General features: G+C 59.1%; 29 protein-coding genes and 1 tRNA gene. 11 read left to right on the top strand and 19 right to left on the bottom strand.

The annotated features are described in order from the left end of the window. Positions 1-6 precede the first annotated feature (6 nt). Complete coding sequence (locus ACOYO3_RS12040) at positions 7-1,755, bottom strand: formate--tetrahydrofolate ligase (protein WP_002519813.1); 1,749 nt, start codon at positions 1,753-1,755, stop codon at positions 7-9. Between the two features lie 276 nt (positions 1,756-2,031). On the opposite strand from ACOYO3_RS12040, the gene ACOYO3_RS12045 reads away from it, so the two are divergent. Further along, entirely contained in the window at positions 2,032-3,429 is a 1,398-nt protein-coding gene (locus ACOYO3_RS12045) for an MFS transporter (RefSeq protein WP_002524581.1), read from the top strand. A gap of 53 nt (positions 3,430-3,482) precedes the next feature. Here the strand turns inward: ACOYO3_RS12045 and ACOYO3_RS12050 are convergent, their stop codons facing one another. The 11 genes from ACOYO3_RS12050 to ACOYO3_RS12100 form a co-directional block, all read right to left on the bottom strand. After that, positions 3,483-6,245, bottom strand: coding sequence for a LysM peptidoglycan-binding domain-containing protein (locus tag ACOYO3_RS12050; protein ID WP_002524580.1), 2,763 nt, complete (start codon positions 6,243-6,245; stop codon positions 3,483-3,485). Next, on the bottom strand, positions 6,242-6,751 hold the full coding sequence (locus tag ACOYO3_RS12055; RefSeq protein ID WP_002522842.1) for a TadE/TadG family type IV pilus assembly protein: 510 nt from the start codon (positions 6,749-6,751) through the stop codon (positions 6,242-6,244). Before ACOYO3_RS12055 ends, ACOYO3_RS12050 begins: the two co-directional genes overlap by 4 nt. Next, a complete protein-coding gene (locus ACOYO3_RS12060) occupies positions 6,748-7,128 on the bottom strand; it encodes a TadE/TadG family type IV pilus assembly protein (RefSeq protein WP_002550525.1) in 381 nt (126 codons plus the stop codon). The genes ACOYO3_RS12055 and ACOYO3_RS12060 overlap by 4 nt, the downstream gene beginning before the upstream one ends. Beyond that, the gene (locus ACOYO3_RS12065; RefSeq protein WP_002515840.1) at positions 7,125-7,337 is read right to left on the bottom strand and encodes a hypothetical protein; all 213 of its coding nucleotides are present in this window, start codon (positions 7,335-7,337) and stop codon (positions 7,125-7,127) included. Before ACOYO3_RS12065 ends, ACOYO3_RS12060 begins: the two co-directional genes overlap by 4 nt. Before the next feature lie 69 nt (positions 7,338-7,406). Continuing rightward, positions 7,407-8,309, bottom strand: a complete 903-nt coding sequence (locus ACOYO3_RS12070) for a hypothetical protein (protein ID WP_002522840.1) — start codon at positions 8,307-8,309, stop codon at positions 7,407-7,409. Further along, complete coding sequence (locus tag ACOYO3_RS12075; protein WP_427305906.1) at positions 8,302-9,183, bottom strand: type II secretion system F family protein; 882 nt, start codon at positions 9,181-9,183, stop codon at positions 8,302-8,304. The genes ACOYO3_RS12070 and ACOYO3_RS12075 overlap by 8 nt, the downstream gene beginning before the upstream one ends. Beyond that, entirely contained in the window at positions 9,174-10,370 is a 1,197-nt protein-coding gene (locus ACOYO3_RS12080) for a CpaF family protein (protein WP_427305933.1), read from the bottom strand. The genes ACOYO3_RS12075 and ACOYO3_RS12080 overlap by 10 nt, the downstream gene beginning before the upstream one ends. 278 nt (positions 10,371-10,648) lie before the next feature. Then, on the bottom strand, positions 10,649-11,467 hold the full coding sequence (locus tag ACOYO3_RS12085) for a hypothetical protein (RefSeq protein ID WP_002524577.1): 819 nt from the start codon (positions 11,465-11,467) through the stop codon (positions 10,649-10,651). After that, a complete protein-coding gene (locus ACOYO3_RS12090; protein ID WP_002518576.1) occupies positions 11,467-11,940 on the bottom strand; it encodes an SAF domain-containing protein in 474 nt (157 codons plus the stop codon). The genes ACOYO3_RS12085 and ACOYO3_RS12090 overlap by 1 nt, the downstream gene beginning before the upstream one ends. Positions 11,941-12,357: 417 nt before the next feature. After that, positions 12,358-13,017, bottom strand: coding sequence for a hypothetical protein (locus tag ACOYO3_RS12095; RefSeq protein ID WP_002519805.1), 660 nt, complete (start codon positions 13,015-13,017; stop codon positions 12,358-12,360). A 13-nt stretch (positions 13,018-13,030) separates the two neighbouring features. Then, positions 13,031-13,597, bottom strand: coding sequence for a GNAT family N-acetyltransferase (locus ACOYO3_RS12100; RefSeq protein WP_002519804.1), 567 nt, complete (start codon positions 13,595-13,597; stop codon positions 13,031-13,033). Positions 13,598-13,648: 51 nt separating this feature from the next. Between ACOYO3_RS12100 and ACOYO3_RS12105 the strand changes: the two genes are divergently transcribed. Continuing rightward, positions 13,649-14,527, top strand: a complete 879-nt coding sequence (locus ACOYO3_RS12105; RefSeq protein ID WP_002519803.1) for a patatin-like phospholipase family protein — start codon at positions 13,649-13,651, stop codon at positions 14,525-14,527. A 3-nt stretch (positions 14,528-14,530) separates the two neighbouring features. On the opposite strand, the gene hisC is transcribed toward ACOYO3_RS12105, so the two are convergent. Beyond that, the gene (hisC, locus tag ACOYO3_RS12110) at positions 14,531-15,589 is read right to left on the bottom strand and encodes a histidinol-phosphate transaminase (protein WP_002548047.1); all 1,059 of its coding nucleotides are present in this window, start codon (positions 15,587-15,589) and stop codon (positions 14,531-14,533) included. Between the two features lie 199 nt (positions 15,590-15,788). Between hisC and ACOYO3_RS12115 the strand changes: the two genes are divergently transcribed. Continuing rightward, entirely contained in the window at positions 15,789-16,262 is a 474-nt protein-coding gene (locus ACOYO3_RS12115; RefSeq protein WP_002525547.1) for a hypothetical protein, read from the top strand. Beyond that, positions 16,256-16,993, top strand: a complete 738-nt coding sequence (locus ACOYO3_RS12120; RefSeq protein WP_002515775.1) for a hypothetical protein — start codon at positions 16,256-16,258, stop codon at positions 16,991-16,993. The genes ACOYO3_RS12115 and ACOYO3_RS12120 overlap by 7 nt, the downstream gene beginning before the upstream one ends. Positions 16,994-16,998: 5 nt before the next feature. On the opposite strand, the gene ACOYO3_RS12125 is transcribed toward ACOYO3_RS12120, so the two are convergent. After that, a complete protein-coding gene (locus ACOYO3_RS12125; protein WP_002518571.1) occupies positions 16,999-17,421 on the bottom strand; it encodes a hypothetical protein in 423 nt (140 codons plus the stop codon). Between the two features lie 188 nt (positions 17,422-17,609). Then, the gene (locus tag ACOYO3_RS12130; protein WP_002524575.1) at positions 17,610-18,368 is read right to left on the bottom strand and encodes a DeoR/GlpR family DNA-binding transcription regulator; all 759 of its coding nucleotides are present in this window, start codon (positions 18,366-18,368) and stop codon (positions 17,610-17,612) included. 116 nt (positions 18,369-18,484) lie between these two features. Here ACOYO3_RS12130 and ACOYO3_RS12135 point away from each other — a divergent pair, with 116 nt between their 5' ends. Both ACOYO3_RS12135 and ACOYO3_RS12140 read left to right on the top strand, forming a co-directional pair. After that, a complete protein-coding gene (locus ACOYO3_RS12135) occupies positions 18,485-19,129 on the top strand; it encodes an HAD family hydrolase (protein ID WP_002517465.1) in 645 nt (214 codons plus the stop codon). A 352-nt stretch (positions 19,130-19,481) separates the two neighbouring features. Then, on the top strand, positions 19,482-19,823 hold the full coding sequence (locus ACOYO3_RS12140) for a hypothetical protein (RefSeq protein ID WP_002519801.1): 342 nt from the start codon (positions 19,482-19,484) through the stop codon (positions 19,821-19,823). A gap of 307 nt (positions 19,824-20,130) precedes the next feature. Here the strand turns inward: ACOYO3_RS12140 and ACOYO3_RS12145 are convergent, their stop codons facing one another. Then, positions 20,131-20,346: a metal-dependent amidase/aminoacylase/carboxypeptidase gene (locus ACOYO3_RS12145; protein WP_002517534.1), complete on the bottom strand. Its 216-nt coding sequence runs from the start codon at positions 20,344-20,346 to the stop codon at positions 20,131-20,133. 176 nt (positions 20,347-20,522) lie between these two features. On the opposite strand from ACOYO3_RS12145, the gene ACOYO3_RS12150 reads away from it, so the two are divergent. Next, positions 20,523-20,708, top strand: a complete 186-nt coding sequence (locus tag ACOYO3_RS12150) for a hypothetical protein (protein WP_002525548.1) — start codon at positions 20,523-20,525, stop codon at positions 20,706-20,708. Positions 20,709-21,280: 572 nt separating this feature from the next. On the opposite strand, the gene ACOYO3_RS12155 is transcribed toward ACOYO3_RS12150, so the two are convergent. Then, on the bottom strand, positions 21,281-23,173 hold the full coding sequence (locus ACOYO3_RS12155) for a BglG family transcription antiterminator (protein WP_002524574.1): 1,893 nt from the start codon (positions 23,171-23,173) through the stop codon (positions 21,281-21,283). 274 nt (positions 23,174-23,447) lie between these two features. Between ACOYO3_RS12155 and ACOYO3_RS12160 the strand changes: the two genes are divergently transcribed. From ACOYO3_RS12160 to ACOYO3_RS12175, 4 genes are read left to right on the top strand one after another with little or no spacing between them, the layout of a single operon-like run. Further along, complete coding sequence (locus ACOYO3_RS12160) at positions 23,448-23,831, top strand: hypothetical protein (RefSeq protein WP_002515880.1); 384 nt, start codon at positions 23,448-23,450, stop codon at positions 23,829-23,831. Beyond that, positions 23,821-24,123 (top strand): PTS sugar transporter subunit IIB, encoded by a 303-nt coding sequence (locus ACOYO3_RS12165; protein ID WP_002515905.1) that lies wholly within the window; start codon positions 23,821-23,823, stop codon positions 24,121-24,123. Before ACOYO3_RS12160 ends, ACOYO3_RS12165 begins: the two co-directional genes overlap by 11 nt. Before the next feature lie 20 nt (positions 24,124-24,143). Continuing rightward, positions 24,144-25,400 carry a PTS transporter subunit IIC gene (locus ACOYO3_RS12170; protein ID WP_002515696.1) on the top strand — a complete coding sequence of 419 codons (1,257 nt, stop codon included), beginning with the start codon at positions 24,144-24,146 and terminating at the stop codon, positions 25,398-25,400. Positions 25,401-25,456: 56 nt separating this feature from the next. Then, positions 25,457-25,933 carry a PTS sugar transporter subunit IIA gene (locus ACOYO3_RS12175; RefSeq protein ID WP_002515763.1) on the top strand — a complete coding sequence of 159 codons (477 nt, stop codon included), beginning with the start codon at positions 25,457-25,459 and terminating at the stop codon, positions 25,931-25,933. 151 nt (positions 25,934-26,084) lie between these two features. Here the strand turns inward: ACOYO3_RS12175 and ACOYO3_RS12180 are convergent, their stop codons facing one another. Both ACOYO3_RS12180 and ACOYO3_RS12185 read right to left on the bottom strand, forming a co-directional pair. Beyond that, positions 26,085-26,288: a hypothetical protein gene (locus tag ACOYO3_RS12180; RefSeq protein ID WP_002518565.1), complete on the bottom strand. Its 204-nt coding sequence runs from the start codon at positions 26,286-26,288 to the stop codon at positions 26,085-26,087. Positions 26,289-26,368: 80 nt separating this feature from the next. Continuing rightward, positions 26,369-26,442 (bottom strand) — tRNA-Ile (locus tag ACOYO3_RS12185). Between the last annotated feature and the right edge of the window lie 38 nt (positions 26,443-26,480).

Below are 26,480 nucleotides of genomic sequence, written 5' to 3' on the forward strand. Positions count from 1 at the left end.
TTGACGTCAGAACAGTCCGATGGTTTCGCCGTTATCGTCGATATCTATCCTCTCGGCGGCCGGGTGACGGCCCAAGCCCGGCATGGTGCGCATGTCGCCGCAGATCGCGTAGATGTATCCAGCTCCGACGGCGGCCCTCACCTCGCGCACAGGCAACCGCCATCCGGTCGGGGCGCCCTTGAGGGATGGGTCATGGGACAGGGATAGGTGGGTCTTCGCGATGACAACCGGGAATGTGCCGTAGCCGAGATCCTCGAAGTGGGCCAGCTCCTTGGCTGCCGCTGGGGCGATGTCGATTCCGTCAGCCCCATAAACCTTGGTAGCAACCTTGGTCAGTTTCTCGACTAGAGAGTCCTCAAGGTCGTAGGTGTAGCGGAAGTCGGCCTTGTGGTCACAGGCTGCCACGACCGCGTGAGCCAGGTCGACGGCACCGTCACCGCCATCGACGACATGGGTCGAAGAGGCGAAATGGGCTCCGGCGGCCTCAGCGACTTTACGGACGGCATCGATCTCATCGGGGTGATCGGTCGGGAAAACGTTGAGAGCCACAATCGGGGAGACGCCGAACTCACGCACAATCTCGATGTGTTTGCGCAGATTGGCAGCACCAGCGAGCACGTCGTCAGGGTTGTCCTCCAGCATTGCCGGGGGCAGGGGCTTTCCGGGGATGACTTTGTAGCGACCGGCGTGGGTTTTGAGGGCACGCACGGTGGCGACGAGGACGGCAGCGTCGGGGCGCATCCCACCGATGCGGCATTTGATGTTGAAGAACCGCTCAGCTCCCATGTCAGCACCGAATCCGGCCTCGGTGAGCAAGTAATCGCCGCAACCGATACCGACGCGGTCTGCGATGACCGAGGAGTTACCGGTGGCGATATTGCCAAAGGGGCCGGCGTGAACGAGCACCGGGCTGTTCTCGGTAGTTTGTAATAGGTTTGGCTTGAGGGCGTCTTTAAGAATGACGGCCATCGATCCGGCGGCGTGCAGATCCTCGGCGCTGACTGGCTCTTTGGAGCGGTTATAGCCGATGACGATACGCCCCAGGCGAGCACGCAGGTCGGACAAGGAGGTGGCCAAGGACAGGATGACGCCAACCTCGCTAGCCGCGGTGATATCGAATCCGGTCTCGCGGGGGACGCCGTCGACCCTCGATCCAAGACCAACAATGGTGTTGCGCAGGGCACGGTCATTGATATCGACGACGCGACGCCACGAGATCGAGTGAGGTTCAATGTCGAGCTCGTTGCCCTGGTGCAGATGGTTGTCGATCATGGCGGCAAGCAGGTTGTGGGCCGCTCCAATGGCATGGAAGTCACCAGTCAGGTGCAAATTGAGCTTCTCCATCGGCAGCACCTGGGAGTATCCAGCGCCAGCGGCACCGCCCTTGATTCCGAAAGTTGGGCCCATCGACGGCTGGCGTAGGGCCAGCACGCTATGTTTGCCGATCTTCTCTAGGCCCTGGGCTAGACCAACAGCGGTGGTCGTTTTGCCCTCACCAAGAGGCGTGGGAGTCATGGCCGTGACGACGACGTATTTACCGCAAGAATGATCCCTGTTGTGTGTGACGACATCGAGGTCCACCTTCGCGACGCCGCGCCCATAGGGCTCCAGGTATTTCTCATCAATGCCTGCCCGGGCTGCAACCTTCTCGATGGGGTCAAGGTGGGCCTCGCGGGCAATTTCAAGATCCGACTTCATTGTCATAGCTCCAATCATGACGTGTTGGACACCTCTTTGCATACCTGTGCGCATCATGGCCGGCCCGGACCGTTACCAACGCTCACCTGACGCCACAGCAGCGTAGCGTTCCGCTGCCATCACATGTCACCGAGATTCTGATTTCTCCTCGAGGTCGCGGACATAGGAGCCGAGCAAACTTCCGTAACAAAAGCGCCGAGAGCCCCGAGCTATGGCAACCGTCCACGTGGTACTTCGCCCGCAGGTAGGGGTATTTCCGGTCCTGCTGCGTCGTCCTTGCAGCCTCATTGATGAGGCCAACCTTGCAGGGCCGCTAAGGTGGATCCCCCGCGAGTGTTCTTCGGTTCACCCTTTAGGATCGATAGAGGCCAGCCCGAAGGAGACCATGTGTTCTGGCAGAACCTGCGCCACCTGTGGCGACGCCGCGACTTCCGGAAGATTCTCGGGGTTCGTGTAGCTACCCAGGCGGCTGACGGCACCCTTCAGGTCGGGATGGCTTCCTACGTTTTGCTCTCCCCCGAGCAGCAGCCTGACGCGTGGTCGATCGCCATGGTGCTGGCTATCACCTTGCTGCCCTTCAGCATCATTGGCCCCTTCGTCTCCGTTGTACTCGACCGTTGGTCGCGTCAGCGCATCCTCGTCTATACCGATGGTCTGCGCTGCCTCATTGCGGTCGGGCTGGGGATCTTGGTCTGGAATGGTGCGCGCGATAAACCCTCCCACCTGGCCTTGCTCATCGGGTTACTCATCGCGATGAGCCTGAACCGGTTCTTGCTCACCGCCTTGGTCGCTGGGTTGGAGTACACCATCGACAAGCGCGACTACCTGACGGCGTCGTCGATCATGCCGACGATTGGCCCGCTCGGGCTCATGATTGGTGCCGTTGTTGCAGCAGCAGTGCGCATGATTGCCGGACGCCATATCCCTGTACACCACGCCGATACGATCATTTTCTGTATTTCCGCAGCCCTCTTCGCAGTTTCGGTCGCCTTGGGGCTGCAGTTTTCACGTCGGGAGCTTGGGCCGCCACCGGTGGATCGTTCTCGGACGATGAGAGCGGTGGCTGGGGATGTGGTGGATGGGTTCCGCTACCTAGGGAAAGTGCCACTGGTGGGGCACTCCCTCACGCTGATTGGCGCCCAGCGGGTGCTGTTCGGGGTGTATTCGGTGGCGATGATCTTGGGGTACCGTAACCGATTCCACGTGCAGTCTGACATCAACGGAGCCATGGCAGACATGACCGTATGGGCCGTAGCTATGGGGGCCGGCTTCGTGCTCTCGGCAGGCTTCATGCCCGTGTTGGTGCATCGGCTAGGAATGCGTCGTGCCCTTATGGCCCTCCTCACCGCGACCGCAGTCATCCAGGCTTTCCCAGGCGCCACCCCGAACCGTTGGGGTCTGCTCGTGGCTGGCTTTTTCGTCGGGCTATTCGCCCAGTCTCTCAAGGCCGGTGTCGACACCATTTGCCAGGCACACATCACTGACGGTTACAAGGGCCGTGTGTTCATCGCTTACGACATGGTGTACAACGCGATGTTCGTGGCAGGTTCAGCTTTGGCTGCATTGGTGCTGCCCATCCAGGGACTGTCCGGCCCACACATAGTCGGTCTGGCCATCGCCTACGCCGTGGTGGCTGTGGTCTTCGCGCTAGCGACCCGGGCTCATGGTAACGATGTCTTTGACAAGGGCAGTGCCCTCGGTGGGTTGCCCGCCGCTAACCCCGAAGAATGACGCCTCAATTCATGTACGGGCGTCGCTCCTCGACTAGTGGTTAGTAGATGCCCTCAGACCACCCTGGCTCGAGCGTGACCTTCCATCACCTCCTGCAAAACGGTGATGGTTTCCTCTGACAAATCCACGCCAAGCCGTCGGGCCTGACGAGACAGCACGTAGACCAGCCTCTCGACTTCGCCACGGTCGTCGAGCTCGTCAGCCAGTTTGATGCGGGCCACTAACAACACCTCGTCCTCGGGACAGGCGACGGTGGCTCTGGCAAGGGCCCGAGATGCCAGCTCAACGTCTCTTATCTCCATAGCTCGTCGGGCTACCTCGACCCCGATGTCGCGAACCATCTGGATCATGTCGATCCGCCATTCCTCGGCCCAGTGCCATTGGCCGGGAGCGGCATCGGCCAAAGGAGCCCCACGAACGAAGTCAAGGGCGCTCACAAGATTGGCTAGCGGAGCCGTCGATACTCCCCCAGAAACCAACAGCTCGAGCCTTTCCCAGTCACTTGTCACTGCGTCTGCGAGGCGCAATGAACCGTCGTATCCCTCCGGAAGATAGGCGCGACCGGCGTCATCGGTGCCGAGCCAACGGCGTAGCCGGGAGACATTGGAGCGCCGGGTCGGCTCGGCAACCATGAGTGCGTCAGCCATCTGCACCGAGCGAGCTCCTGGATGGCACAGCAGCCAGGCGCAGTACTCCAAGCATTGACGTCGAGCCTTCGTCGGCGGATTTCCCCGAGCCCCCAACAGGTCAACCGGGCCGAGAAGCCGCAATATGGGCGACGGCACCTGTCCACCGGTGGCAGGCAGGTGGGCAACATCACTCGTCATAGTCGACGTCAGCACGGTTTCCTCCTCGACGGTCAGATGGGCATCACTGGGTGGCAGCACAGCGCAGGGCTTGTCCATCACCGGCGGAGGATCGGATCCCTCCTCATCGCCTCGCCGCGGCTCCCACCACGGAGCGGGCTCCGTATCAGACCGAGCGGTAGTCTCAAGCAATTCCACAACAGCACGACGCATCGGAGAGGTGACGATCTGTGGGGTAAACGACTGGCCGTGGAACTCCGCATGATCGCAGTCGGTGACGGTAATCTTTTGGCCGCCTACCCCGGGCATGACGATGACGATGCCCGCTGCAGCAAGGGAGGCCGGGCTCGGAAGGTTGAGGGGGCTTAAGGAGAGGACAACCCTGGTAATCGTCGCGGGATACTCGCTGGCTTCGTTGGAAAGACCAGCTAACCCCTCGACAACCTCGTCCTCATCAGCGAGTTGGACATCGTCACTGCCGGTATGTGCCAGCCAGGCAAGATCCTCACCCACCGCTACGATGTCAATTCCGCCGCTCCACGGCGCCGCAACAAGGGACAGGCTGATCGAGGCAACCATCGCCGTAGCCAGGTCTCTGGCGGCATTAACCGCTAGTACCCCGCCAACATCGGCTAGGTCCACCACGACCGGCGTCTGAGGGTCACATGTTCCCAACACGACGGTGGTCGGCGTCATGGCAAGAGCAGCGGTGTCCCGCGATGACGCGGACTCGTCGAGCTGATCTGCGGCGGCGTCAAGAACACGCTTGGCCCGCCGGGGCTCTCCAGATACTGGCGGTATGCGTCTGCCGAGAGGCCGGGTGAAAAGCTGCTGTCGGCGTCGAGTTGTGACTGTTCCAGCGACCCCACCTGCCAGGAACAAGCTCAGGCCAGCTAATGCGGTCCGAAGTATCTCGGCCGGGCTTTGCCCGACCTCAGCCATACTCACTGCCTGGTCCGCCCCGGCAGCCGTGTGAGGTTCAACTTTCGTCTCATTGACGGTAGCCGTGCTGTCGCCACCCCCTTCAGGTAGCACGGGCGGAGTGCTCTCGGTGGTCGGAGTCTCGGCAGGGGTCGATTTTTCCCGCTTGCCGCCTTGCTCATCGGTGTGCTGGTCAGATGCCCGCTTGTCCACAGTTGGGGAGTCCGGCAAGACCAGTTCCCAACCTGGCTCGATGTGGTCGGGGTCCGCGATGATCCCCTCGTTGAGATGCCAGATTGCTGGCCAGGACGATGCATCCCCCAACTGTGTTTGAGCAATCCCGCTAAGGGTGTCTCCTTGCTCGACCGTGATGGTCCGAACTTTCGACATCTCCGACGGGGGAGCGATCTGGTTGAGTTGCTCAGTATCGATCGGGCGACCGGCGCCAGTGTGCCCAGCGGGCACGGTCACTGTGGCTCCCGGAAGAGCGAGTCGCTGACCGACGACGAGATGATCAACGTCGACATCGGGGTTGGCAGCGACGATGCGTCGCCACGAAGTGCCATCCCCATACCAGGTCTCGGCGAGTGTCCACAGGTCGTCATGCGGGCCAACTGTGACAGTCATGACGTCCTCGTCGTGCCCGGAGTCGCTGTCCATCTGAGCCTCAGGCGCAGGCTGCGGGGCAGCCGCCGCAGTAGCCACTAGCGACACCGGAGCGGGTGGGACAGCTGATCGCGTCAACGGGGACAGGACGGTCAGACTTGCCACCAGCAGTCCTGCCGCAATCTCCTGGATCGCGCCCAGACCAGGAAGCTTCACGTGATGACGCTGGCTGGTGGCCATTCCGACGGCCTCGGCAACGACGCAGACACAGAATACGGTCCAAGCCGCCCAGCCGATCACAGTCACAACGGTGAGGAAAATCGACCCGTCATCAGGGGCTAGCCATCCTGCTGGGCGCAACACGGTGGTGGCATCGAGGTGTCCCCATGCTACGAGAGCGGCTGGGGAGCCCACCACCAGAAGGAGGAGGGCGACCACGGCCAGGGCGCCGTGTATTCGGGCACGGACAGGTGAGATCTTCATGAGTATCGCTCCCGATGGCTGTCGAGGGTGGAGTGGGCCACCGACTCGATGTGGAAGGACCCCGGCATTCCCGGGACGAGAAGGTCAGACAGCTTGATGGTGCAACTTACTCGTGCTGATGTGGTGCCAGCGGACCCGACAGGAAGCGTAAGGTCAGATGAATCCACAGCAATTGCGGGGTTACTGCACCTGGTGCCAGCCAACTCAGCCAGACCAACGCGCTGCCCAACCGCAATGCCCTCGCCAACCGACGAGGCTACTGACCCAGCCCGTGCAGCGACTTGGGCAGCCGATTGAGCGTCGGCCTTTACTTCAGAAATTCGCCAGCTTCCCGTGGCCACCGCGGCAATCATGAGCAGAGCGGGCAAGATCAGTGCGGCTTCGACCGCGACCGCTCCCCGGCAGCACCAATGGCGTCTGTTCTGGCAGGCGTTGCAGCGTCGACACCGTATCTGATCGATGCGGTCTTGAGGCAACAGCGCTCGCCCATGGACAGGCCGGATCATGTCCCCTCCTCGACGGCGACAGCATGCCCTCTCACCGCGACAACAGCACCAAAGAGCGCTGCGGCTCGTCCTTCAACATCGACTCTGACGAGAGAATCAGTCGTACTCACCGTGACGGTGACGTCGGTCACCTTCGAGGTCTGGGCGACATCGCGCGCGGTAGCCTCGGCTTCACCAGCGTGCGAACCTCGTAAAGCTTGGACGCGAACTGCTGCTCGAGCCGCTTCGGTGACGGTAGCCCGTGCCTGAAGGACGACCGCGGTCTGAATGACCGCAACAACTACCAGCAGGACGACGGGCCACACCAGCGACCACTGAAGGGATTCGGAAACTCCACGCTCCCGGCACCGTCGATGCTCCGATCGACCCCGACTCATTTCGGCAAGTTTGACGACACATAGCCCTTGATCACGGTGACAACCACCGTCGCTATCGAGACCGCCCCCACTAACAAGATGGCGTTTTCGGTTGACTGGCTGAGTCCTCTCTCGTCGCGTTTCTCGACGAGAGGGGGTATCCCCGCGATCATCGGCAGAACGACCGAAGCAACGGTATTGACGTGTTTCATGGCGACCTCCTTGGTCATTCGCACCGGCCTTTCCGGTGACGTCGTGTACCCCGCAACGGGTCGGGGATTCGAGGGTGCGAAACGTAGTCATGAGGCGACCCCCGCCATGATCAATAGCGGTGGGGTGATAAGCACCAAGCCCAAAACAAGGACGGGGATGACCATCCATATCGTCAAGGATTCCGAGGCCGTCTGGGCCTCGGCTTTCTCCTGATTGAGGTGAGCGTCCCTCATCTCATGGACTCGGGCGCGCAGTGCTCCGGCGAGGGATGCTCCCTGGTCGTCGAGTCGCAATACCTCAACGAGTTCGGCAAGTTCTGGCAGATCAAGTTCATCTGACAACCCGTCGAGACCAGCCCATGGGGACTGCTGCTCCAACCGGGAGCGCTCCAGCGTCATGCGAATGCGTGTCAAGACAGGGTGATCACTCATCTGCGCCGCCTCGACGAGGGCCCGCGGAGCTGACTGGTTAGCCAATCGAGCAAGGGTGACAAGATCGACATAGACCAAGACGACCTCGGCGGCATCCTGACGCACTGCTTTAGACCGTGACCTGATCCGGGTGTCGGGAATAAACCATCCGACGACAGCAAGAACCACCGCCAAACCAACTGGGGTCACCGGCAGGGTGTCCCCGCAGGCAGCAGCCACAGCCCGTGCCAAGGCTGGGACGAGCATCCCTCCCATAGCCATGACGGCCTTCTCGATCACCAGATCACCAGGAGTTCTCCCCTGCAATATGAGGGTGCGACGAGATCGCTCGCTCACCATCCGCGGCCAGCGGATTGCTGCTCGCGTTCCCCACCGCTCCAACCGTCCGCCCTCCGCGACGGGACCGACGACGGCGTCCTGACGTCCATAATCGGACAGTCCCGCCAAGGCGTCGGACAATCTCAAAGGCGCATTGCGTCGTCCGGAAACGACAAAGACTGGAGCGCATGCCAGCAAAGACCCACAGATAGCAGCGAGGATGACGGTGGACTCAGCCATAGTTGGCCTCCCCTGCACGCCGAAGGAGGATCCGGGCACGACGTCGCGGTTTGCTACGCCGGGATAGAGCGATCAAGCCGGCGAGGTAAAGACCTGCGTAGCAGCACAACAGCAGCTGGCCGACGCCGGTGCGATAGGGAACCAGGTATTCCCGGCCAAGAATGAGGGCACCTGCCAACACGACGCCGATGATGATGCTGACCTGACGCACAACGACCCGCGGCTTAGCACGCTCAACTCGTATTTCTCGAGCTGCCCGGATGCGTTCCTGGAGGGACGCCGCGAGAGCGTCAAGGGTACCGGTGGCCCCCGTCCCGCCGCGTTCGGTAGCCATCATGATCGCGGCAATGACCTGGTCAGTGTCGGCGCTGTCAAGGTCATCGGCAAGGCCTTGCAGGGCAGATCGGGTGTCCCACCGCGAATCCAGGCGGGCTACCACCCGGGTGAGTGGTTCTATAAGGGGTTCGGGGGCTTGACGACGGGTCGCCCGGATGGCATCGATGACGGACTTACCTGTCGATGCTGATCCGCTGACGAGACGCACCCATCGTTCCAGGGCACGCATGACGTCGAGGTCATGACGTGGTGGATCAGCTAGCAAAGCGGGGACGACGACCGCCAAGACTGGCACGATGACCAGTAAGACCGCCCACCCCGTCACCACATAACCCACGACACCGATTCCCAGACCAGTGAGGCCATGAACGCGACTACGGCGGGGTAGCCGCGAGAACCAATTGTCCACTCTTGTCCACAAGCTTGTGGATTGCCCTGTGGATAACTGGTGAATCGGGGCGATGCCGATGCCTACCATGACCACTCCCCCGACGAGAAGTCCGCCGAGCAGTGCGGCAATCGCGGTGTTCATACCCATCTCGTCACTTCCGGCTCGTAGCGGGACAACTCAGCGACGAGAGCGGAATCCGGGTGAAACACGCCTGGACTGGTTGGCGTTGGCGCAGCATAGGTGAGGTGGGTGACCGGTCGTCCATTCTCTAACGCCCCGGTGAGTTGGCGGACCTCGGTGATGTAACGAGTTCGGGTACCTCCTCGCCAGGTGTCATCGACGAGGGTGACGTGCACGAGGAACGTGATGTTGTGCGCGATCTGCCGATAGGCCTCCTCAATCGTCATGACCCCTCCCATGGCGACTCGTCCAGCCAACCGATCCATGGTCGAGGTGGCCGAGTGGGAGTGGGTGGTGCTCATCGTTCCGGCACCGGCCTGCATCGCCTCGAACATGGCAGCCGCCTCGGCGCCACGAACCTCGCCCACCACTAAGCGCGAGAGGTTTTGACGCAGTGCCTCCGGGACAAGGTCAGCGACGGTGAGCTCGCCCACGCAATGCCCGTTCACTTTCTCTCCTAGCCCCACGGTGGCCTGGAAGGCGACCATATTGTCGCGATCTGGATTGAGGTGAGTGAGCAGTTCATAGTCAGTTTCAAGGGTTCCGAACCGCTCGGTAGGTGGGATAGCGTCAACCAAAGCCCGTAGCAGCGTCGTCTTGCCCGCACCCTGGTCTCCGGCGATGACGATGGACCGACGCGCCAGGACGGCCGCACGTAGCAACACCCCGACGTGGTGGGGCATCATCGCGGTATTGACGAGGTCGTCGATCGTCACCCTCGTCAGGGTGTGGTGGCGAATGACGACCGAGGGCCGGTAGGACAGCCCAAACCCGATAGCGTGCAGTCGATATTGGGATCCCAACGCCACTGTCATAGTAGGGTGAGCGTCGTCAAAAGGCCGAGGCGGGTTAGCCGACTCCCCGAGGAACCGAATCGCCTCGACGAGCTCAGCGTCATCGTCGGCCACTACGGGGCCAGGTTCGCGTCGTCCATCCCCGTACTGCACAAAGACCCGGTCGCAGCCATTGATTTCAATATTCTCCGCGTCTTGGATTTCGAAAAGAGGCTGTAGCCGCCCGTACCCAAAGATGGCATCCATGACCGCGCGGACGTACGCGTCTTTAGTCTGCGCGCTCCACAGGGCTTGCCCCTCAGCCGTCAATTTCTCCGCGTGGGACTCGACAGCCTGCCGCACGATCGACCGGCCAAGCATTCGCACATCATCGCCGCTCAGGTCGACGCCGGTACGTTCCCGATGGGACGCCCGTTCCGACGAGATACGTTCAGATGCCTTCCGACGCAATGAAACGACGGTACGCCAATCAATGTCCTTCGCCTCGAATCGTCGTGGGTTGGGACGAGGAGACACAGCTGCCGGCGATACGTGTGGCGATGGGGAGATGCGGGAAAGCACACCGGCAAGGTCCTTCCCATCATCGAGCGGGACTACCGGAGCGTCCTGTGCATATCGGCTTACTGCATGGTCGATCGTCATGACGCCACTCCCATTGCCGACGTGCTGAGAATTTCAGGTCCGGTGATGGCTTGATCTGCTCGACGGATCCGCTCTCGCATCGACTCCGCCATACTTTGCATACTCGTGACATAACGTCCTCGCGACCAACGCTTTCCCGCTGGTTCCCCGTCAGACAGCACTGCAGCGGCATGGGCGTTAAAAACGACGTCACCGAACACTGGGAGACCAAACTGATGACCGATCTCACGCGAGTTATAAGGGCGACCGGGACCAACAATGACGAGCCCCACGGTCCCGGTGGTCGCCGAGGACATTGCCTCCACTTCCTCAGCTCTCATAGACAGTCCGGCCAGCTGACGCAGCCGAGATCCCGTCACGATTCCGATGAGGGATGCGCGGGAGACGAGACTGCCAGGCAGGGTTTCCGGCCCCAACCGGCCTGCGTCAACAATGACGTCAACCCCTGCCTGACCAAGATCGATCATGGCGCTGGCGAGGCTCGACCACGCTGCTCCCATGAGAGAGGCCTGTCCGAGGTGCCCGTACCCGCTGAGTAACCTCACCATCCGGTCTCCGGAGTCGTGGGGAAGCGGGATAGTCTCCTCCCACATCGTCTGAACTGGGTCAGCACCGTCACGGAATGCTGTAGCCAAGCCAATGAGTCCGGGGCGCGGTGGGATGCGTCCCGTCAGGTATCCCGATTCGATCACGTGTCCCGGGCACGGGTCGGCGTCGACAAGAACGACGTCTCGCGGCCAGGTAAGAGCCAGGCCGAGAGCGGTAGTTGTCAGGCCCGGGGCTCCCCCAGGGCTGGTCAACAGGATGATCGACATCACTGACCCCTTTCGACCAGAGCGATGCGGTCCAGGGAAGCGAGGTCGGCTAGTCGGGCAGCATTGCCGGAATCGACCTCGACATCGACCAACCAGCTTCCATGATCATTCGTCGCCTTGGGTGCCGCGACGACCACAGCGTCGGCCGTTGACAGATTAGAAACAGTCCCCGTGTCCTTGTCGGGGCTGGTTTCTATCACGGTGACGCGGGCGCCAGCGGGTAGGGAGACGGTGGGTAGGCGTCCAGCAGCAAGTTTGAGACCTATCCGTGCGCGCCCTGGTGCCACCCGTAGTTCTCCCACCGAGTGAGACCCGAGAAGTTGTCCTGGTGATAGGTCGACCAGAGCATGACGACCAACGATTTTGTCGAGTTGGGAAGCTGGGATCGTTGCGACGGCCCGATCGACGGCCACTGAAGTCAGCCCAATATCGGCATTGCGGACGATATCTCCCTGCCCTACAGCTCGCGTCATGACAAGAACTTGGTCGGCATGAGAGGCGCGGTGCCAGGCAACAGCTCCCCCCAGGCCGCCTAGGCATGCACATAGCACCCCTATGACGATGAGGCGCGGCGAGCGTCGAAGCCGGGGAGATGGCGTCGTTGCGCGAGCAGATATCGGAGTAGTCGTCACGGACATGGCCGCGAAACTATGCGTCAGCTGAAATCAGCGGCAAGAGACGCACAGAAGATCTGTGGACACCGAAATCGGGGTGTCAGGTGCCACGCGCACACAGCATGCTGTCCACAGCTACCCGCAAATCCTGTGGACAACGCTGGGGATAATGGCGGTATCTCGACATGCTCAGGACCCGCCCGTGATAGGCATCAGGCGGATGATATTCGGGGCCATCGCTCCTCGCACGATATGGCCGCCCGAATCTCGACCCCGCTACGCCAGATGAACCTTGCCAGTAATCGTCCACCCCAACCCGGGATCCACCGCCCCGGCAGTGTCACACACCACAACGGTGGCCGTCACATCGAGCTGCTCAGCGGTCTCGTAGGGATAGTTCGCCCCGACCATGAAGGATTCCCCCAGCCCCAGCACGTACGGCGGCCGCGCGGTCCCGGGGGCGAATGGGGTCGTCACGATTTTGTGAGCCGCATCAGCCCGGGGGGCCAGCACTGACACCAACGGTTGACGCCAAGTCCAGTCCGGGTAGCGTGCGGTGATCGTCACCGTCCCCAAACCCAGATTGATTGGTTCCTGTGACACATTTGTGACGATGTAGCGCACCAACACAATTGACGAGCCCTTGCTCACCACCGGAGTGCCATCTTGCGGATTCACCATGATGGAATCTTCGGGAGCCTTCGCTATTGCCGCTTGGTCCACTTCAATGCGAATACGGTCATCACCAAAGTGCCCCAGCTTCTTTCCGGATCGCGCCACTGGAACAGCCCAGGCCGGGTGCGCGTCAATGCCCTGCGGGACTTTACTTGCCGAAACCGTCGGTGTTGGCTGTGGCTCAGTCAGAGGTTTGAGAGTGCTGCACCCCGATACCAGGGTGCAGGCCAGTAAGACACTCGTGACCACGCCGCGGCGCATATCCTCACCTCCGTCACAAGTCGTCACGCAGCAGAGCCATTGTCACCAAATCCCAGCGACGCCCCTGCCACGATCGTGCCTGCGGAATTCTGCCACATTCTCGGTATCCCACAGCACCAGCACAATGGATCATTCTGCCATTGCCGCTCCACGTAGTCAGAGTCACCACCTGAGCGTCGGTGGTAGCAAAGGTCGCTTCGGTCCACAGCCGCAGCGCTCGACACCCTACACCGCGTCCCCATAAGGTCGGCCGAAACACGACAATCCCGACCTCCCACCAACCTCCTCCAGCTGGCGGCTCCTCGAACCGGGAGACGAACCCAGCCCGGCGCCCGTCCACAGTGACGACGGCACGGTGACCGCTCATCAGCCCCGAACGCCACTCCTCGGCAAACTCCGCAAAACTACGATCGTCGTCGGGCCCAAAATAGGGACCATCCCACTGTTTCCACTGCGGGTCGACGACCTCGACGTTCCAGTGCCACAACCATTCCAGGTCTTCCTCGACGAGGGGACAGACCTCAACCTTCCCGACCTGTGCAGGGCCGTCACAAGGGGGAACGTCGCGCGGTCGAGTCATGCCCCTATTATTGCCTGCCCAAGACAACTCACCACGTGGCAGGCTGGACCTATGACGACTTCTATAGACGGTACAGCTCTGGTCCTCGAGGGAGGTGGCATGCGTGCCGCCTACACCAGCGCCGTCATCGTCAAGATGCTCGGGCTAGGCTGGAAGTTCCCGCACGTTTCCGGTATCTCCGCTGGGTCCAGCCTCACCGCAAACTACATCTCCCGCGATCCCGAACGTACCCGTCTCAGCTTCACTGACTTCGTTGCGGACCCCCGATTCGGCAACCTCGGTACCTGGCTGGCAGGGCGCGGATATTTTGACGGCGAGTACATCTACCAGCGAACCGCCGAGCCCCATCAAGCCCTCCCCTTTGATTTCCTCACCTTCTGCGCGTCAAGTCAGGCTTTCCGCATCGGCGCGACCCGTACCAGCGACGGCGGGCAGGAGTGGTTCACTCGCGAGGACATGAAAACAATGAATGACCTCATGGTGCGGGTACGGGCCTCATCAACTATGCCGGGATTCATGCCACCGGTAACGATCGAGGGTGTCGAGTACGTCGACGGAGCCTTAGGCGACTCGGGTGGCATTCCCATCGACGGCGCCCAACTCGACGGCTACGACCGGTTCTTCGTCGTCTGTACACAGCCCCGCGACTACGTCAAGAATGAGATCAAACGTCCTCAGGTGCTTCGACAGTTGTTCCGACGCCGCCCTAGCGTCGCCGAAGCAGCCATTGCCCGACCGGCCAAGTACAACGCTACCCGTGAGATGCTGCGCGACCTTGAGGCAGACGGGAAGGCCTACGTCTTCTATCCACGCGTGATGCCCGTGACCAATAAGGAAAAGAACGTCACAAAGTTGCGTCAGGCCTACGCTCTTGGGATGGCCCAAGTCAACGCCGAGCTGCCGCAGTGGCGGGACTTCCTGGGAGTCTGAGCCTCAGCCCTTGACGGCCTGGGATAGTGCCTCGATTGCTCGGTCGTTCTCTGCGTCCAACCCGATCGACAGCCGAATCCCTTCCCCGCTCCAGCAGCGTGCGAAAACGCCGTGGGAAACCATCACTTCGTCGATCCGATCGGTGTCGTCGCCCGTGACCAGCCAGAGGAAGTTCGCCTGGGACGGCACGATCTTCCAGCCTTGGCGGGTCAGTTCGTCAAAGACCCGGGTGCGCTCGGCGACGATCCGGTTAACCCTCTCGTTGAGCTCGTCCTCGGCTGCCAAGGAGGCGATCGCGGCCTGCTGGGCCAGGGTGGTCACCGTGAACGGGGTGGCGACACGTCGCAGGTCGTCGCTGATCTCGGGGGCGGAGATAGCGAAACCGATACGCAGCCCGGCCAGCCCGTAGGCCTTGGAGAAGGTGCGCAGCACGACGACGTTGGGGTGATCATTGAGAAGAGTGAGACCGTCCACAGCGGCATCGTCCCGGTTGAAGTGGTAGTAAGCCTCGTCCATGACGACGACCACGTTCTGCGGCACCCTCGCTAAGAACTCCACCACCTCGTCGGTGTGCAGGACTGTTCCGGTCGGGTTGTTGGGGGTACACAGGAAGATAAGTCGGGTGCGGTCGGTGATCGCGGCGGACATCGCGTCGAGGTCGTGACGCAGATCCTTCGTCAACGGCGCCGGGACAGGGGTGGCCCCGGCGACCTGGGTCAGGATTGGGTAGGCCTCGAAGGACCGCCACGGAAAGATAATCTCGTCACCAGCGCCGGCGAAGGCATGCATGAGCTGGCTGGCTACCTCCGTCGATCCAGCCCCCACCGCCACCTGGCTCACGTCGACGCCGAAGTGACCGGCGATACTGGAGCGTACTTCCTCGGCACTCATCGACGGGTAACGGTTGAACCTCGGCAGGGTGCGCGTGACGGCTTCAATCACACTCGGCAGTGGTTCGAAAGGGTTCTCGTTGGATGACAGCTTCACAGCGTTCTCGCCGTGACTTGCCCCTTGCTTGTAGAGCGGTAGTCCTCGAACAACATCGCGTCGGTCCTGACTCACGTCATCCTCCCATTCAACGTTCGCTAGAACTCTTTCACACTCCCCCGACAGTCGTCGTCGCGATGCTCTACTACATCTGGCACGGACCAGCCACGCTGTACTTGACTCCGATCCTTCGGCTGACCCCCTCGGGTGATACGAGTTATTTATGTATCAAAAACCCGCTGTAGCCCTGCTGGCCCTGACACTTGCCTTAGCAGTGCCTGCTACCGCATCCGCCTCCCCAACCACATCTCCATCCCCCACTGCTAGCGGCAATAGCGACTTAAGACCCGAACAGGGTTCCGCCAAAGTCGCATCCAAAGCCGCTCCCTTCATATCTAAAATAGACGATCCTCACTATTCATCCAGTCATGCTGGAAGTGTCAATGTCCATGGATGGTGGCTAGATAATTATAACAACTTCAGCGGAATGAAGGCCCGAGTTACGGTTTATCTGTGGGCCAAAAAAGGGTCGCAGTGGGTCCAAGTGAACAAGATTCCTACCAAGAAGAATCCGGTGACTGTCTATGCCGGGGGAGGCGGCGGCAAACGAGCCTCAGGATCAGTATCCTGTCGTAGCCACAAACCTACTTGGTATCACGGACAAGTTGATGTAGACATCATTGACGCCATCGACACATCCAATCGACCCAACTCGCAAGACAGAAAGTTAAACTGTCAACCATGGTAAAAGAACAACGCCCATGCATCATCGGCACCGTAGCCATCAGCACAACGCTCCACCTCGCACCCAACGACATCGGAGCATTCACCGACACCGATGAACTACGCATCCTCATGGAATCAGCCGAATCCCACGGCTACTTCGACCCACCCCCACTAGAAAACCGGGAATACCTCATAGAAAGACCCATCGGAGTAGTCGTATCCGACACCAGCCAACCCGAATACCTCACCCTACGCCTAGACTGCAATCCTGAACGCCACATCCTCGGACGACCCGGCATGAAAATCATGCTCGTCCTCGCCGACGCCCTCCGACTCATAGGGTTATCCACCCCCCAAAGCATCGACGTCGAATGCGTCTATTTCGACCCCCGCGACTGGGATCTCCTCAACCCAGACCCCGAGGACCACATACATATGATCGGTACTCTCAGCCGCGAGGTCTGCCGATGGATGTCTCCTCACCTCACCCACACCTGGCACACCACCGCCACCACCAACCCCGACCTCGACCCTCACCTAGCACAAAACACCATCAACCGCTGGTTCCCACCAGACTTCGAATACCCCTGGCTAGGACACACACCCCAAGCCCACCAAGAAACCCTCACCTGGCACATGCCCGACGACATCACAGCGCTAGGCTGGCTATTCGACCTCATCACCCTCCTCCAAGGCCAACCACCACAACACATCCACGCCACCCCAAACGAACAAAAAATCCGACCCTGGTGAACCCATCACAAACACAGATATAAATCAGGGAACTCGAATATCACCTGCACGATCACAAGTACCTCACATCTCCTCACACGGTGAATAGGAACACTCTCTTTGAGAGTCATACTCTCTATTAACCTTCTAGCAGCATGACCTACTCGAGAACGAAAAGGTGCCCCCGGCCTCCACAAAAGTTTCCCCGCCCCAACAGGACACGATTGAACAATCGATACCCCCTCAATCACGAAGGTGGTCTGGGCGCGACGGTAGTAACCCGGCCGCCCGCGATTGCGGTCTCCTGACCATCCATGACATCGATCGTGATGCTGCGTGTGTGGGGATCCATCCCGATCATGACCGGACCTAGAGTGGTACTGATCCTTGCCCTCCTGCGTTCGGCGTTGATGGTGAGCATAGGAAGGCATAGCTACTTCGGGTGGCACATTCCTCTCTTGAGCCTCTACCGATCCGGAAGTGCCCAGGATCGCGCAAACAAAATGAAAGCCTCACCCCCCCGAAGTGGGCAGCCGAATAGGAGGCGACGGTCTTGGGCACCTAAGACTCAACATGGCCGCCGGATCCTGCAAGAGATTCTCTAGGTAGCCGAGAGTCGTGCGTTCCTCGGAGCTAGTCAGTCAGCGACGTAAACCCTGCTTCCCGCAACCCGGAAAGCGTCAAGCGTTACCTGAGGCGCATCTCGCGTGGTGACCAAATCGTCGATGTCCTCGATGTCGCCGAAGCGAAAACTTGAGGTTCGTGAGAGCTTGACACCCGTGGCAGCCAAAACGACCCGGGCCGAGGACGCGAGGATGGCGCGTTTCACCTGGGCATCTTGATGCGTCGTGACCGTCAGACCCATGGCAGGAGAGGCAGAACATGTGCCGACGATGGCGACATCAGCCCGGAACTCACCCAGTGCACGCAAACATGAAGCAGCCTCGTAGCGCAGGCTCTCGGGCATAAGCGTTCCATCCGGCGTGCTCACGGTAGCCACGCCGCCTCCGCCCAGGGGCAGCGCGGCGCGCAACGAGAGACACAAAGCCGTGATGGGGCGTTCCTGAAGGGCCTGCGCCACGGCAACCATGGTCGAGCCGTTGTCGATGATCACGGACATGTCGTCAGTCACGAGGCGGGAGACCAGCTGAGCTATGGCAGTCTTGCTTTCAGCATTCTCGGCCGACCGCAGGGAGTAAGGCATCGGCGTGCCGCGCAGGTTCACCGCCACTGCCCCGCCATGTACCTTGCGCAACTGTCCGTGGCCTTCAAGGTCGGTGAGGTCGCGGCGGATCGTCGCCGGCGAGGCGCCGGTGAGCTCCACGAGTGTATCCACCGAGGTCGGTGAGGTCCCGAGAGAGTTGATGATCATTTTCTGGCGAAATAATTTAATCATGCACGCTAGTGGCGTGGCTCATATATGGCAGCGAATCTGGGCCGTCCTCAGCACCAAGGGCCTGGCCATCACCGCAAGCGTGTGCCGCCAGTTAGCCGGGCAGGACGGAGATAACAATGACACGCACTGATCCACGACTGGCCGACTTCCAGGCGGTCCTCTTCGACATGGACGGGACGCTGGTGGACTCCACCGTAGCCGTCGAATCCGTCTGGTCGGCCTGGGCTGAACGGAACAGCATCCCCACCGCTGATGTCCTGGCCTGGTGCCATGGCCGGAACGTGGCCGCGACCATCACCCATTTCCTGCCCCATATCACCCCGGAAACCCTCCAGAGCATGGTGAGTGCCCAGCTAGACCAGGAGTGCACACAGCTCGACAGCGTAAAGCCTGCGGTCGGCGGCTGGGAACTCCTCATCTGGCTCGACGCCCACCGCATCCCGTGGGGCGTCGTCACCAACGCGCCGCGGCGACTCGCGCTCGCCCGACTCGGCGCAGCCACCATCGACCCACCACTCCTGGTCACCCTCGAGGACGTCGAGCATGGCAAGCCGGCACCCGACGGTTACCTCCATGGAGCCCGCTCCTGCGGTGTCGCGCCAACCCGAGCGTTGGTCGTGGAGGACTCTGCGTCCGGCCTCGCGGCAGCACGCAGCGCCGGCACCGTAGTCGTGGCTGTCGGAGGACGCAGGGATGCCGACGTCGTATGTCACGACCTTGTCGACCTGCACCGCCTACTCGTCCAGATACGTTCCAAGTAGCCTGATCGAGAGAGCAGAAGACCGTGGACGTCACAACTTTGCAAACTCAGGGCGAGCGAGCGGTAGCCACCAGCGCCCACACCATCGAACCGCCAGTCCATGACGGGGCGGGACGCTGGCCGCTGAGTATCGTCCTGATGCCTCCACCACCTGCAGAGAGCGTTCTGGCCGCCTAACACAGGAAGCTATCTACCTCGCCGGGACAGACCACTTGCACAGTGGGGCTGTGGGCTGTGCACATGTCACCGTCCGGGCGCTAGAGAACCGGCGACCAGTACCACCACAAGATCCATTCGCGGTCAGTTGCGCGAGCGCGCTTGACCGAGCTTGTGCTCACCACGCGCCCTTGTTCATGAAACTTGAGCGCCTCCTAATAACCCCCGGCGGCGTTCTTGCGCTCCTGCATCCCACCAGCCCGGACGCCGATGAGTTCCGCACCTACACGCTCGGCCACGAGCTCGGACCCAACGCCTACCGAGAAGGCATCCTCAGCCCCCGAGATCTCTGGTACGTGTCCCTGCTCCACTTCCGCGGCCCCATCGAGCACCCCAAAGATCTCGTGGCCTGGAGCCACCAACAACTCGCTCCGACCACATGGACCTTCCCCGATGCAGCGCTGTGTACCTACGAAACCACTACCACGGCGATGCGCCCCCGCATCCGCCACACGGCCGCGTTCGGGCGGGCGATCTGACCGCACTACTTTGATGCAACCAGTGGGGTGGGTGACAAGCAGAGTCAGTAGCCCCGACCGCATTGCTCACGAGAGGCCGTCGTGTCCTGATAAAAGCGGGTCCGTCAAGGTGACGGGAAAGAGGACCTCCCTTCTTCTGGGAGAGAACTCTAGCGATCACCTGAGGGGTTGTGCTGTCAGCAATAGAAGGTGGTTCCTCGTTCAAACAGCTAGAACTCGCTGGTCTCTGGTGCAGCACCCGGGAGCGATAGATCAAGTCGCCCTGTTCCAGGTCACGCATGATGCCCCACAGAAAGCAGTCCGTGACCTAGATGTACTCGGCAGTGACGCCGTGGGCGCAAGCTACTCCCACAGCGACCTCCGAGAGGAGTTTGAGAAGTCGGTAACGGCCCTGTGAAGGGCAAGCACGCAGAGTCGACGCAACAGTGGCATGTCCAGAGGCGACGACAACGGGGTCGAAGACATCGAACCGTCGAGCGACCATCGTTTGGGGAGCCAGCACAAACTCAGCTGCAGCTGGCACTTGAGACCAGGCTCCGACATGCCATGGAGCTCATGCCGCAATGCGACAAGGCTATCTCCCAAGGTGGTCTAAGACTATGTGGCTCACACCTCCTCACCCCCTGTTAGGTCTCTCACCTTGCCTAAACATGACCGCAGGGTGAATGCGTGTTCACTTATTGGACACGCAGAGACAAAGTGCCGCTATCTCTACGAATTTTTGACGAGAGGTCAATGGTCGTAGTGGACAACTCACATGATGCCAAAATGCTATGGGTCCAGCAGTGTAGCGATTATAGCGATCAAGTCATCGCCAGGAGAACTTCGCTCTATCTACAATGTCACGATAAACTATCACAAATAGTGGAAGACAAAGCCTATTAGATAGCCGACAATGGACGATCTCAAGTAATAACAGGCCAGATACGTGCCTGAAGCTTCAGCACGATCAGCGTTCACCGAGGCACCCACCCGGAGACAACGGAGTAAGCGATAAAGAGTCCGAGATGAACACCGCGCCGCTGAGGATCGTCCGAGAGCGGCCCTAACGCGTGACGACCGTGCCCGTACAAGCCGAAGCAACCGTCCCAAAAAGTACAGAAGGAAGATGCCACCGACTCCCGATTGGGAACAATGGAACGGAGCAGTAGTTAGACGGTAGCCAAGGAAGTCATAAACGGAAACGAACGTCCCCATAACTAAAAAGGCCACCAAAACAATGGTGCCTTACGTGAATCGCACCAATGATCGAGGACGGCTTGCGTCTCGGTGCGAAGGTGAACCGCTTTCGGGACGAAGCGCCGTTCCTGTAGAATGTAGCCAGACCAGCAGCCACCAGGGCAATGAGAGCGGTTACATAACCAGGACGCCCTTTCCTCAACCCTTCTGGCAAGACTCCGGATGCTGGCTCTTCCTCAGTGGCACGCCCTTAACCATTGTCTACCCACTCGACAGCATCACATGGATATTTGCTTATCGAGAAATTTCATGAATTCATGATACGATGACATTGACCGCAGTTCTGTGAACAATTCCCGATCGTAAAGAACGCTGATAAGCGGCTGATAGAACCTCACGAAATCATCGTAGTCCCCCTCATTGATGGCAAGCAGGAGAACCAAGCTCACATCCGACGTTTCCCAGTTGATTGGAGTTGAAGGTATGAGGACAGCAATTTTTGTTTCATACGCCAAAAAATTCATTGCGTGTGGCACTGCGAACGTTCGGAAGAAGACCGTGGATGAGTACCCTTCCCTCAGAAAAACACTTTCTCTAAAGGCGTCGGGAACAATGCCATTCCTCTCCATCGATCCACACATGAAGTCGAGAGTTTCACGCCACGAGTCGAAGGATCTTCCGGTGAAGAACAGTGTGGGATCGAGAAAACGTTTCATCGCGCTGGCAGTGGCAATCCGCGACTTCTTCTCACTGGCCCTCAGGAGCGCAGAATCGATCGCCGACAGATCGAGATCCAACATCAACGCGCTGATGGGAACACAGGTATGACGGTGCGACGGTTCTTCTGTCGTCGATATCACGATGTCGCCATCGCACGTATCCGCTTCCGCGACAGATGAAACGATGTCCACAATCCTCATTCGATCCGCGAAATGGTCGACCAGTCCGGCTAGCAGAACATCACGGAGTGCCTGGTAACGAGGACAGACAACCACTGCCGTGACCAAATTCGGATTCGGCGCAGGCTCGGAATACAGGCCAATATAGATGGCCAACAGCCCAATCTCGTCATCCGTGAAGAAAATTCCCAACAGCCTTGAAAGCTTGTCAGCCAAATATACAGCGGCGTCATAGAGGAATGGTGACCGTGATCTCAATGACTCACGCAGAGTATTGCGAAAATAGAGCATTGAAGGAGCGTGGGCCATGAGTCGCCCAACGTGTTTCGAAACACTGCCGTACAGCTCTTCCTTCGCGATGACCAAACCGAAGTGTTCAACCGTGTCATCCAGACACCTGCTCACCGTCGAGTAAATGTCACAGGAATCAGAGTGATGATCAAATTCGCCATGCCCAAATCCGAGGGTCGCACCAACGATGGACCTCAAGTAGACGTCATCAGCAGATGACAGTGGGCGTTCGGGGTACAACTTCCGCAATCCAACCAGCAACTGATCGCACAACATCTCAGATTGGTTGCCCATCATCAGATCTGTCGCCGCGTTGTCCTCGATCGGAAAGCTGTACCGCTGTACGCATATTGCGATGTTCACGACCATATTGCTGAGTCGTATGTCGTCAATTTCCAGGTAGTAATCACGTAGCGTTTCGACGACCAAGTTCTCGATATCACTCAGTCTGACATCTGGCAGGTACCTATTTATTTTATCATTCTGGCCAACAACGGCATCCATGGCCGTATTTACGAGGCTTCTCAAGAAATTGCGGAAGTAAATCTCGTTTCCATCAAGATGAATCGATGACCCCTTCAACGACAGGTGCAACGAATGGTCTTCGAACTGCGGCTTCAAACGTTTCAGTGACGCTTTTATGACGGACTCGCTGAGATAGCAATCACGCATGACGTCATAGATCGTGGTGTCGGGAGTGTCGAGCAGATACAGAAGTATCCGTTCGTGGTGCTCGAGCTGAGTTGAAAATTCTGAATTCCTTGCAACGACCCCGGTGTACACGGACTGCTCCACCGAGTATCCGTTCGTCGTTGACTCAATAATATTATCTCGGCTAATCCCATTGATCCGCGCAATATCGTATCTGAGCGTCCTCGTGCTGACACCAAGGAGTTTTGCGAGGTCGGTCCCTTTGATAGGGTGATCGACCTCGCTGAGCAGCTGTAGCAACAGGGCCTGCCGCTGTGAAAAACGAATCAATAGAGAACACCTGACATCGACGTACCATCACTGGAGCGACACATCATGTCACAGATTCTTGTGCGGCGAAATTCGAGTTTTGCCGCGACACTGGCAATGGCGTGTTTCCCGCTGGACGGCAACTAATCTGATCCGCACCCCTGGAACCGATGGGGCATGAAATGCTCATCGACCTCAACCATCATTGTCTTCCACGAAGGGTCCTCGTTGGCCCGTACCGACGATGAAACCGGCACCAACACATCGCACCGCGGCGAAGACAGGAGGCTACTTAATGGCCGAGATGATGAACGCTGCACTGATGTATGGACCTGGCGACATTCGCGTCGAGCAGATGCCGAAGCCCACGTGCCCTCCCGGAAGGTTCGTTCTGAGGGTCGATGCCGTGGGACTGTGTGGTTCAGACATTCGCAATCTCACGACGGACTCCCGGAAGGGCGACTACCCCTTCATCTACGGCCACTATGGCGCAACAAGTGTTCAGGTCCAAAAGGCATTCGAACTAGTCATTAACGACAAGTTCCCCGCCGAGCAGGTCATCAGCAAAGTTTTGCCACTGAGTCGGATCAACGACGCTATCGAATTCACCCGTACCGGCGAGGCACTGAGGGTGGTCCTCGTACCCGATGGAAAGGAAAGTGAACACCATGGCAAGTGAAGTCAAGGTTCTCGTCGCATGTGGCTCAGGAATCGCAACATCCACGGTCGCTCAGGAAAAGGTCAAGGAGATCCTGCGGGATGCCAAAATTCCCGCAAAGATCACCAAAGGGACTGTGGGACAGCTGCCAGTTCTCCAGAACGGTGTCGATGTCATCATGCTGACGACCCGCTACGGCAAGCCGTTGAACAAGCCCGTCATCCAGGTGTTCGGTCTCATTTCGGGCATCAACGAAGACGCGGTGGCAGAAGAAATCATCTCCACGTGTCGAGATATCTTGAACCAGTCATGATATTCTAGGAACACTCAATAATGTCAATTATCAAAGGCATTCTTGACGTCGGCGCCGTGGTTATCCTGCCGATCGTGATGCTGATTCTTTGCCTGATCTTCAGGATACCTTTCGGTAAGTCCCTCAAGGCCGGTCTGATGATCGGTATCGGATTCTCCGGACTTTCCCTCGTCATCGGATTCCTGATGACGTCTGTGCAGTCGGCAGTGGATTACTACCGGCACATGGGCGGAGGATTCACGACTGTTGATGTCGGCTGGGCAGCAGTCGGCGCGGCTTCATTCGGAGTACCCTTTGCCGCTCCTGCCATCCTCCTTGTCGTCCTCATAAATGTTGTCATGATCCTCGCGAAAATGACGAACGTACTCAACGTCGACATCTGGAACTTCATCCATTTCTTGGTCCCAGGAACGCTGGCCTATGCACTAACGAACAACGCATGGATCGGATTAGGTGTCGTCTTGGTGCTTTCGGTCATTGACCTCATCGTCGCTCAGCATATCGCACCAAAATGGCAAGAATACTACGGCCTCACAGGGACAACATGTTCGACTCTTTCCTACATCACGTCAGCATGGCCCATTGCGATCGGATTGAACTGGGTCATCGACAAAATCCCCGGAGTTCGTAAGATCGACATCTCCATGGAGAAATTCGGCGACAGGCTCGGATTCTTCGGCGACACCGCCTTCATCGGCCTCATCGTTGGTATCTTCCTGGGACTCATGACCCGTCAACCTTGGCAGGGTGTCCTCGTCATGGGTATGGGAATCGCCACCGTTCTGGTACTCCTACCTCGAATGGTCTCGGTCATGATGGAGGGCCTGTCGACGGTCGGTGAAGGTGCGAAGACCTTCATGAAGCGTCACCTCGGAAAGAACAAGGACGGCAGCGAACGCGAGCTCAGCATCGGCATGGATGTCGCTCTGGCACTCGGTGACCCGGCGGCCATCACCATCACCGTTCTCATGATCCCGCTGTGCATTGCCTTCGCATTCATTATCCCCGGAATGAACTACTTCCCAGTCGGCATGCTTACCGTGATCGTCTACATGATGCCGATGATCTGCCTGGCTTGTAACGGAAACATGTTTCGCTCTCTCATCATTGGGGCGATCTACATGTTCTTCGTCGAGTGGGGTGCCAGCTTCTTCGCACCGGAGGCTACTGCGATGATGCATGCCACCGGCGTTCATGTCTCCGGGTCTGTGACTGATGCGTTCTTCGGGTACAACCTTCCCAACATCATCATCTCGGCGATCCATCGGATGTTCTGATCCGGAACAGCGCAGTATTTTATGGCCATTTCTGATCCCGTGAAAGCAGTAACAACATGAGCGTACTTCTGAACACCGATCTGATAAGTGTGAATATCGAGGCCCCCGACCGCAATCAGGTCCTGACGGTCATGGCTGACAAACTTAATGGAGTCAGAGTGGCCAAGGAGGGATTTCTGGATGCTTTGTTGAAACGGGAGGAGATCTATCCGACCGGCCTGCCAATCAGTTGCGGTGTCGCCATCCCTCATACCGATCCGCAGTATGTCACGAGGGATGCCTTGGCTGTCACAACCCTGCATACACCGGTCCTCTTCGGTCAGATGGGAGGATCGGAAGAAGATGAGGTTCCAGTGTCCGTCGTCATTCTCATGGCTTTATCGAACGCGGACGATCATCTGAATATGCTCCAAAACATTGTGAAATCCATTCAGGATGACAATCTTATGCAAACGATCAGAAGCGCTACCAAACCTGAAGAGGTCGTTTCTATCGTCAGGCCGCTGATACCCGCTGATACAGAGGATTCCTGACTACAGCGGAACTGAATTGAATTCAAGATTGCTCAGCGCGACATCATACTACGGCAAAGAATGCGCTTGTGCCGGTTATGATGTCGCGCTGTATAAATAACACTTGGTCTTGATTTTTCAAGATACAAGGGTGATTACAAAGACGGCTTCGTCATAGAAGTTGTTTTTGGAAAGGCTGAAAAATGAACAACAAGAGCACTGACGAACCCCTCGTCGTCGCCATCGATTCGTCGACCCACTCTCCCAAAGCCGGTCGTACCACTTGGTCGGTGTAGTCCGCCTTCATCGCGGCCTCTACCGCGGTACGAATCCTTTGCCAACCACGCCCGAACTCCAAAGGCCCCCAGACAGACATGGCACACAAACGGGAGCACATTGCCGATGCGACGCCCCTAAATGTAACAATCCCCCTTGTCACCAAGAGGGTTCGCACTGTGGGCCTAACTGGACTTGAACCAGTGACCTCCGCCTTATCAGGGCGGCGCTCTAACCGACTGAGCTATAGGCCCAAACCTCGACCGGCTTCCCGACCGCGAGTAAAAACTCT

It is taken from the genome of Cutibacterium sp. KBN10P07758 (genome assembly GCF_050286205.1).
In the GTDB taxonomy this organism is placed as follows: Bacteria; Actinomycetota; Actinomycetes; order Propionibacteriales; family Propionibacteriaceae; genus Cutibacterium; species Cutibacterium acnes.

Excerpts from the sequence above, each read along its gene's own strand:
- ACOYO3_RS12170 (WP_002515696.1), top strand. The coding sequence starts at position 24,144 with ATGTCAATTATCAAAGGCATTCTTGACGTCGGCGCCGTGGTTATCCTG.
- ACOYO3_RS12085 (WP_002524577.1), bottom strand. The coding sequence starts at position 11,467 with ATGTCGATCATCCTGTTGACCAGCCCTGGGGGAGCCCCGGGCCTGACA.
- ACOYO3_RS12160 (WP_002515880.1), top strand. The coding sequence starts at position 23,448 with ATGGCCGAGATGATGAACGCTGCACTGATGTATGGACCTGGCGACATT.
- ACOYO3_RS12130 (WP_002524575.1), bottom strand. The coding sequence starts at position 18,368 with ATGATTAAATTATTTCGCCAGAAAATGATCATCAACTCTCTCGGGACC.
- ACOYO3_RS12090 (WP_002518576.1), bottom strand. The coding sequence starts at position 11,940 with ATGACGCGAGCTGTAGGGCAGGGAGATATCGTCCGCAATGCCGATATT.
- ACOYO3_RS12055 (WP_002522842.1), bottom strand. The coding sequence starts at position 6,751 with ATGATCCGGCCTGTCCATGGGCGAGCGCTGTTGCCTCAAGACCGCATC.
- ACOYO3_RS12050 (WP_002524580.1), bottom strand. The coding sequence starts at position 6,245 with ATGAAGATCTCACCTGTCCGTGCCCGAATACACGGCGCCCTGGCCGTG.
- ACOYO3_RS12070 (WP_002522840.1), bottom strand. The coding sequence starts at position 8,309 with ATGGCTGAGTCCACCGTCATCCTCGCTGCTATCTGTGGGTCTTTGCTG.
- ACOYO3_RS12040 (WP_002519813.1), bottom strand. The coding sequence starts at position 1,755 with ATGATGCGCACAGGTATGCAAAGAGGTGTCCAACACGTCATGATTGGA.
- ACOYO3_RS12065 (WP_002515840.1), bottom strand. The coding sequence starts at position 7,337 with ATGACCAAGGAGGTCGCCATGAAACACGTCAATACCGTTGCTTCGGTC.
- ACOYO3_RS12105 (WP_002519803.1), top strand. The coding sequence starts at position 13,649 with ATGACGACTTCTATAGACGGTACAGCTCTGGTCCTCGAGGGAGGTGGC.
- ACOYO3_RS12120 (WP_002515775.1), top strand. The coding sequence starts at position 16,256 with ATGGTAAAAGAACAACGCCCATGCATCATCGGCACCGTAGCCATCAGC.
- ACOYO3_RS12080 (WP_427305933.1), bottom strand. The coding sequence starts at position 10,370 with ATGCTTGGCCGGTCGATCGTGCGGCAGGCTGTCGAGTCCCACGCGGAG.
- ACOYO3_RS12075 (WP_427305906.1), bottom strand. The coding sequence starts at position 9,183 with ATGGGTATGAACACCGCGATTGCCGCACTGCTCGGCGGACTTCTCGTC.
- ACOYO3_RS12135 (WP_002517465.1), top strand. The coding sequence starts at position 18,485 with ATGACACGCACTGATCCACGACTGGCCGACTTCCAGGCGGTCCTCTTC.
- ACOYO3_RS12095 (WP_002519805.1), bottom strand. The coding sequence starts at position 13,017 with ATGCGCCGCGGCGTGGTCACGAGTGTCTTACTGGCCTGCACCCTGGTA.
- ACOYO3_RS12140 (WP_002519801.1), top strand. The coding sequence starts at position 19,482 with ATGAAACTTGAGCGCCTCCTAATAACCCCCGGCGGCGTTCTTGCGCTC.
- ACOYO3_RS12165 (WP_002515905.1), top strand. The coding sequence starts at position 23,821 with ATGGCAAGTGAAGTCAAGGTTCTCGTCGCATGTGGCTCAGGAATCGCA.
- ACOYO3_RS12100 (WP_002519804.1), bottom strand. The coding sequence starts at position 13,597 with ATGACTCGACCGCGCGACGTTCCCCCTTGTGACGGCCCTGCACAGGTC.
- ACOYO3_RS12060 (WP_002550525.1), bottom strand. The coding sequence starts at position 7,128 with ATGAGTCGGGGTCGATCGGAGCATCGACGGTGCCGGGAGCGTGGAGTT.
- ACOYO3_RS12180 (WP_002518565.1), bottom strand. The coding sequence starts at position 26,288 with ATGTCTGTCTGGGGGCCTTTGGAGTTCGGGCGTGGTTGGCAAAGGATT.
- ACOYO3_RS12175 (WP_002515763.1), top strand. The coding sequence starts at position 25,457 with ATGAGCGTACTTCTGAACACCGATCTGATAAGTGTGAATATCGAGGCC.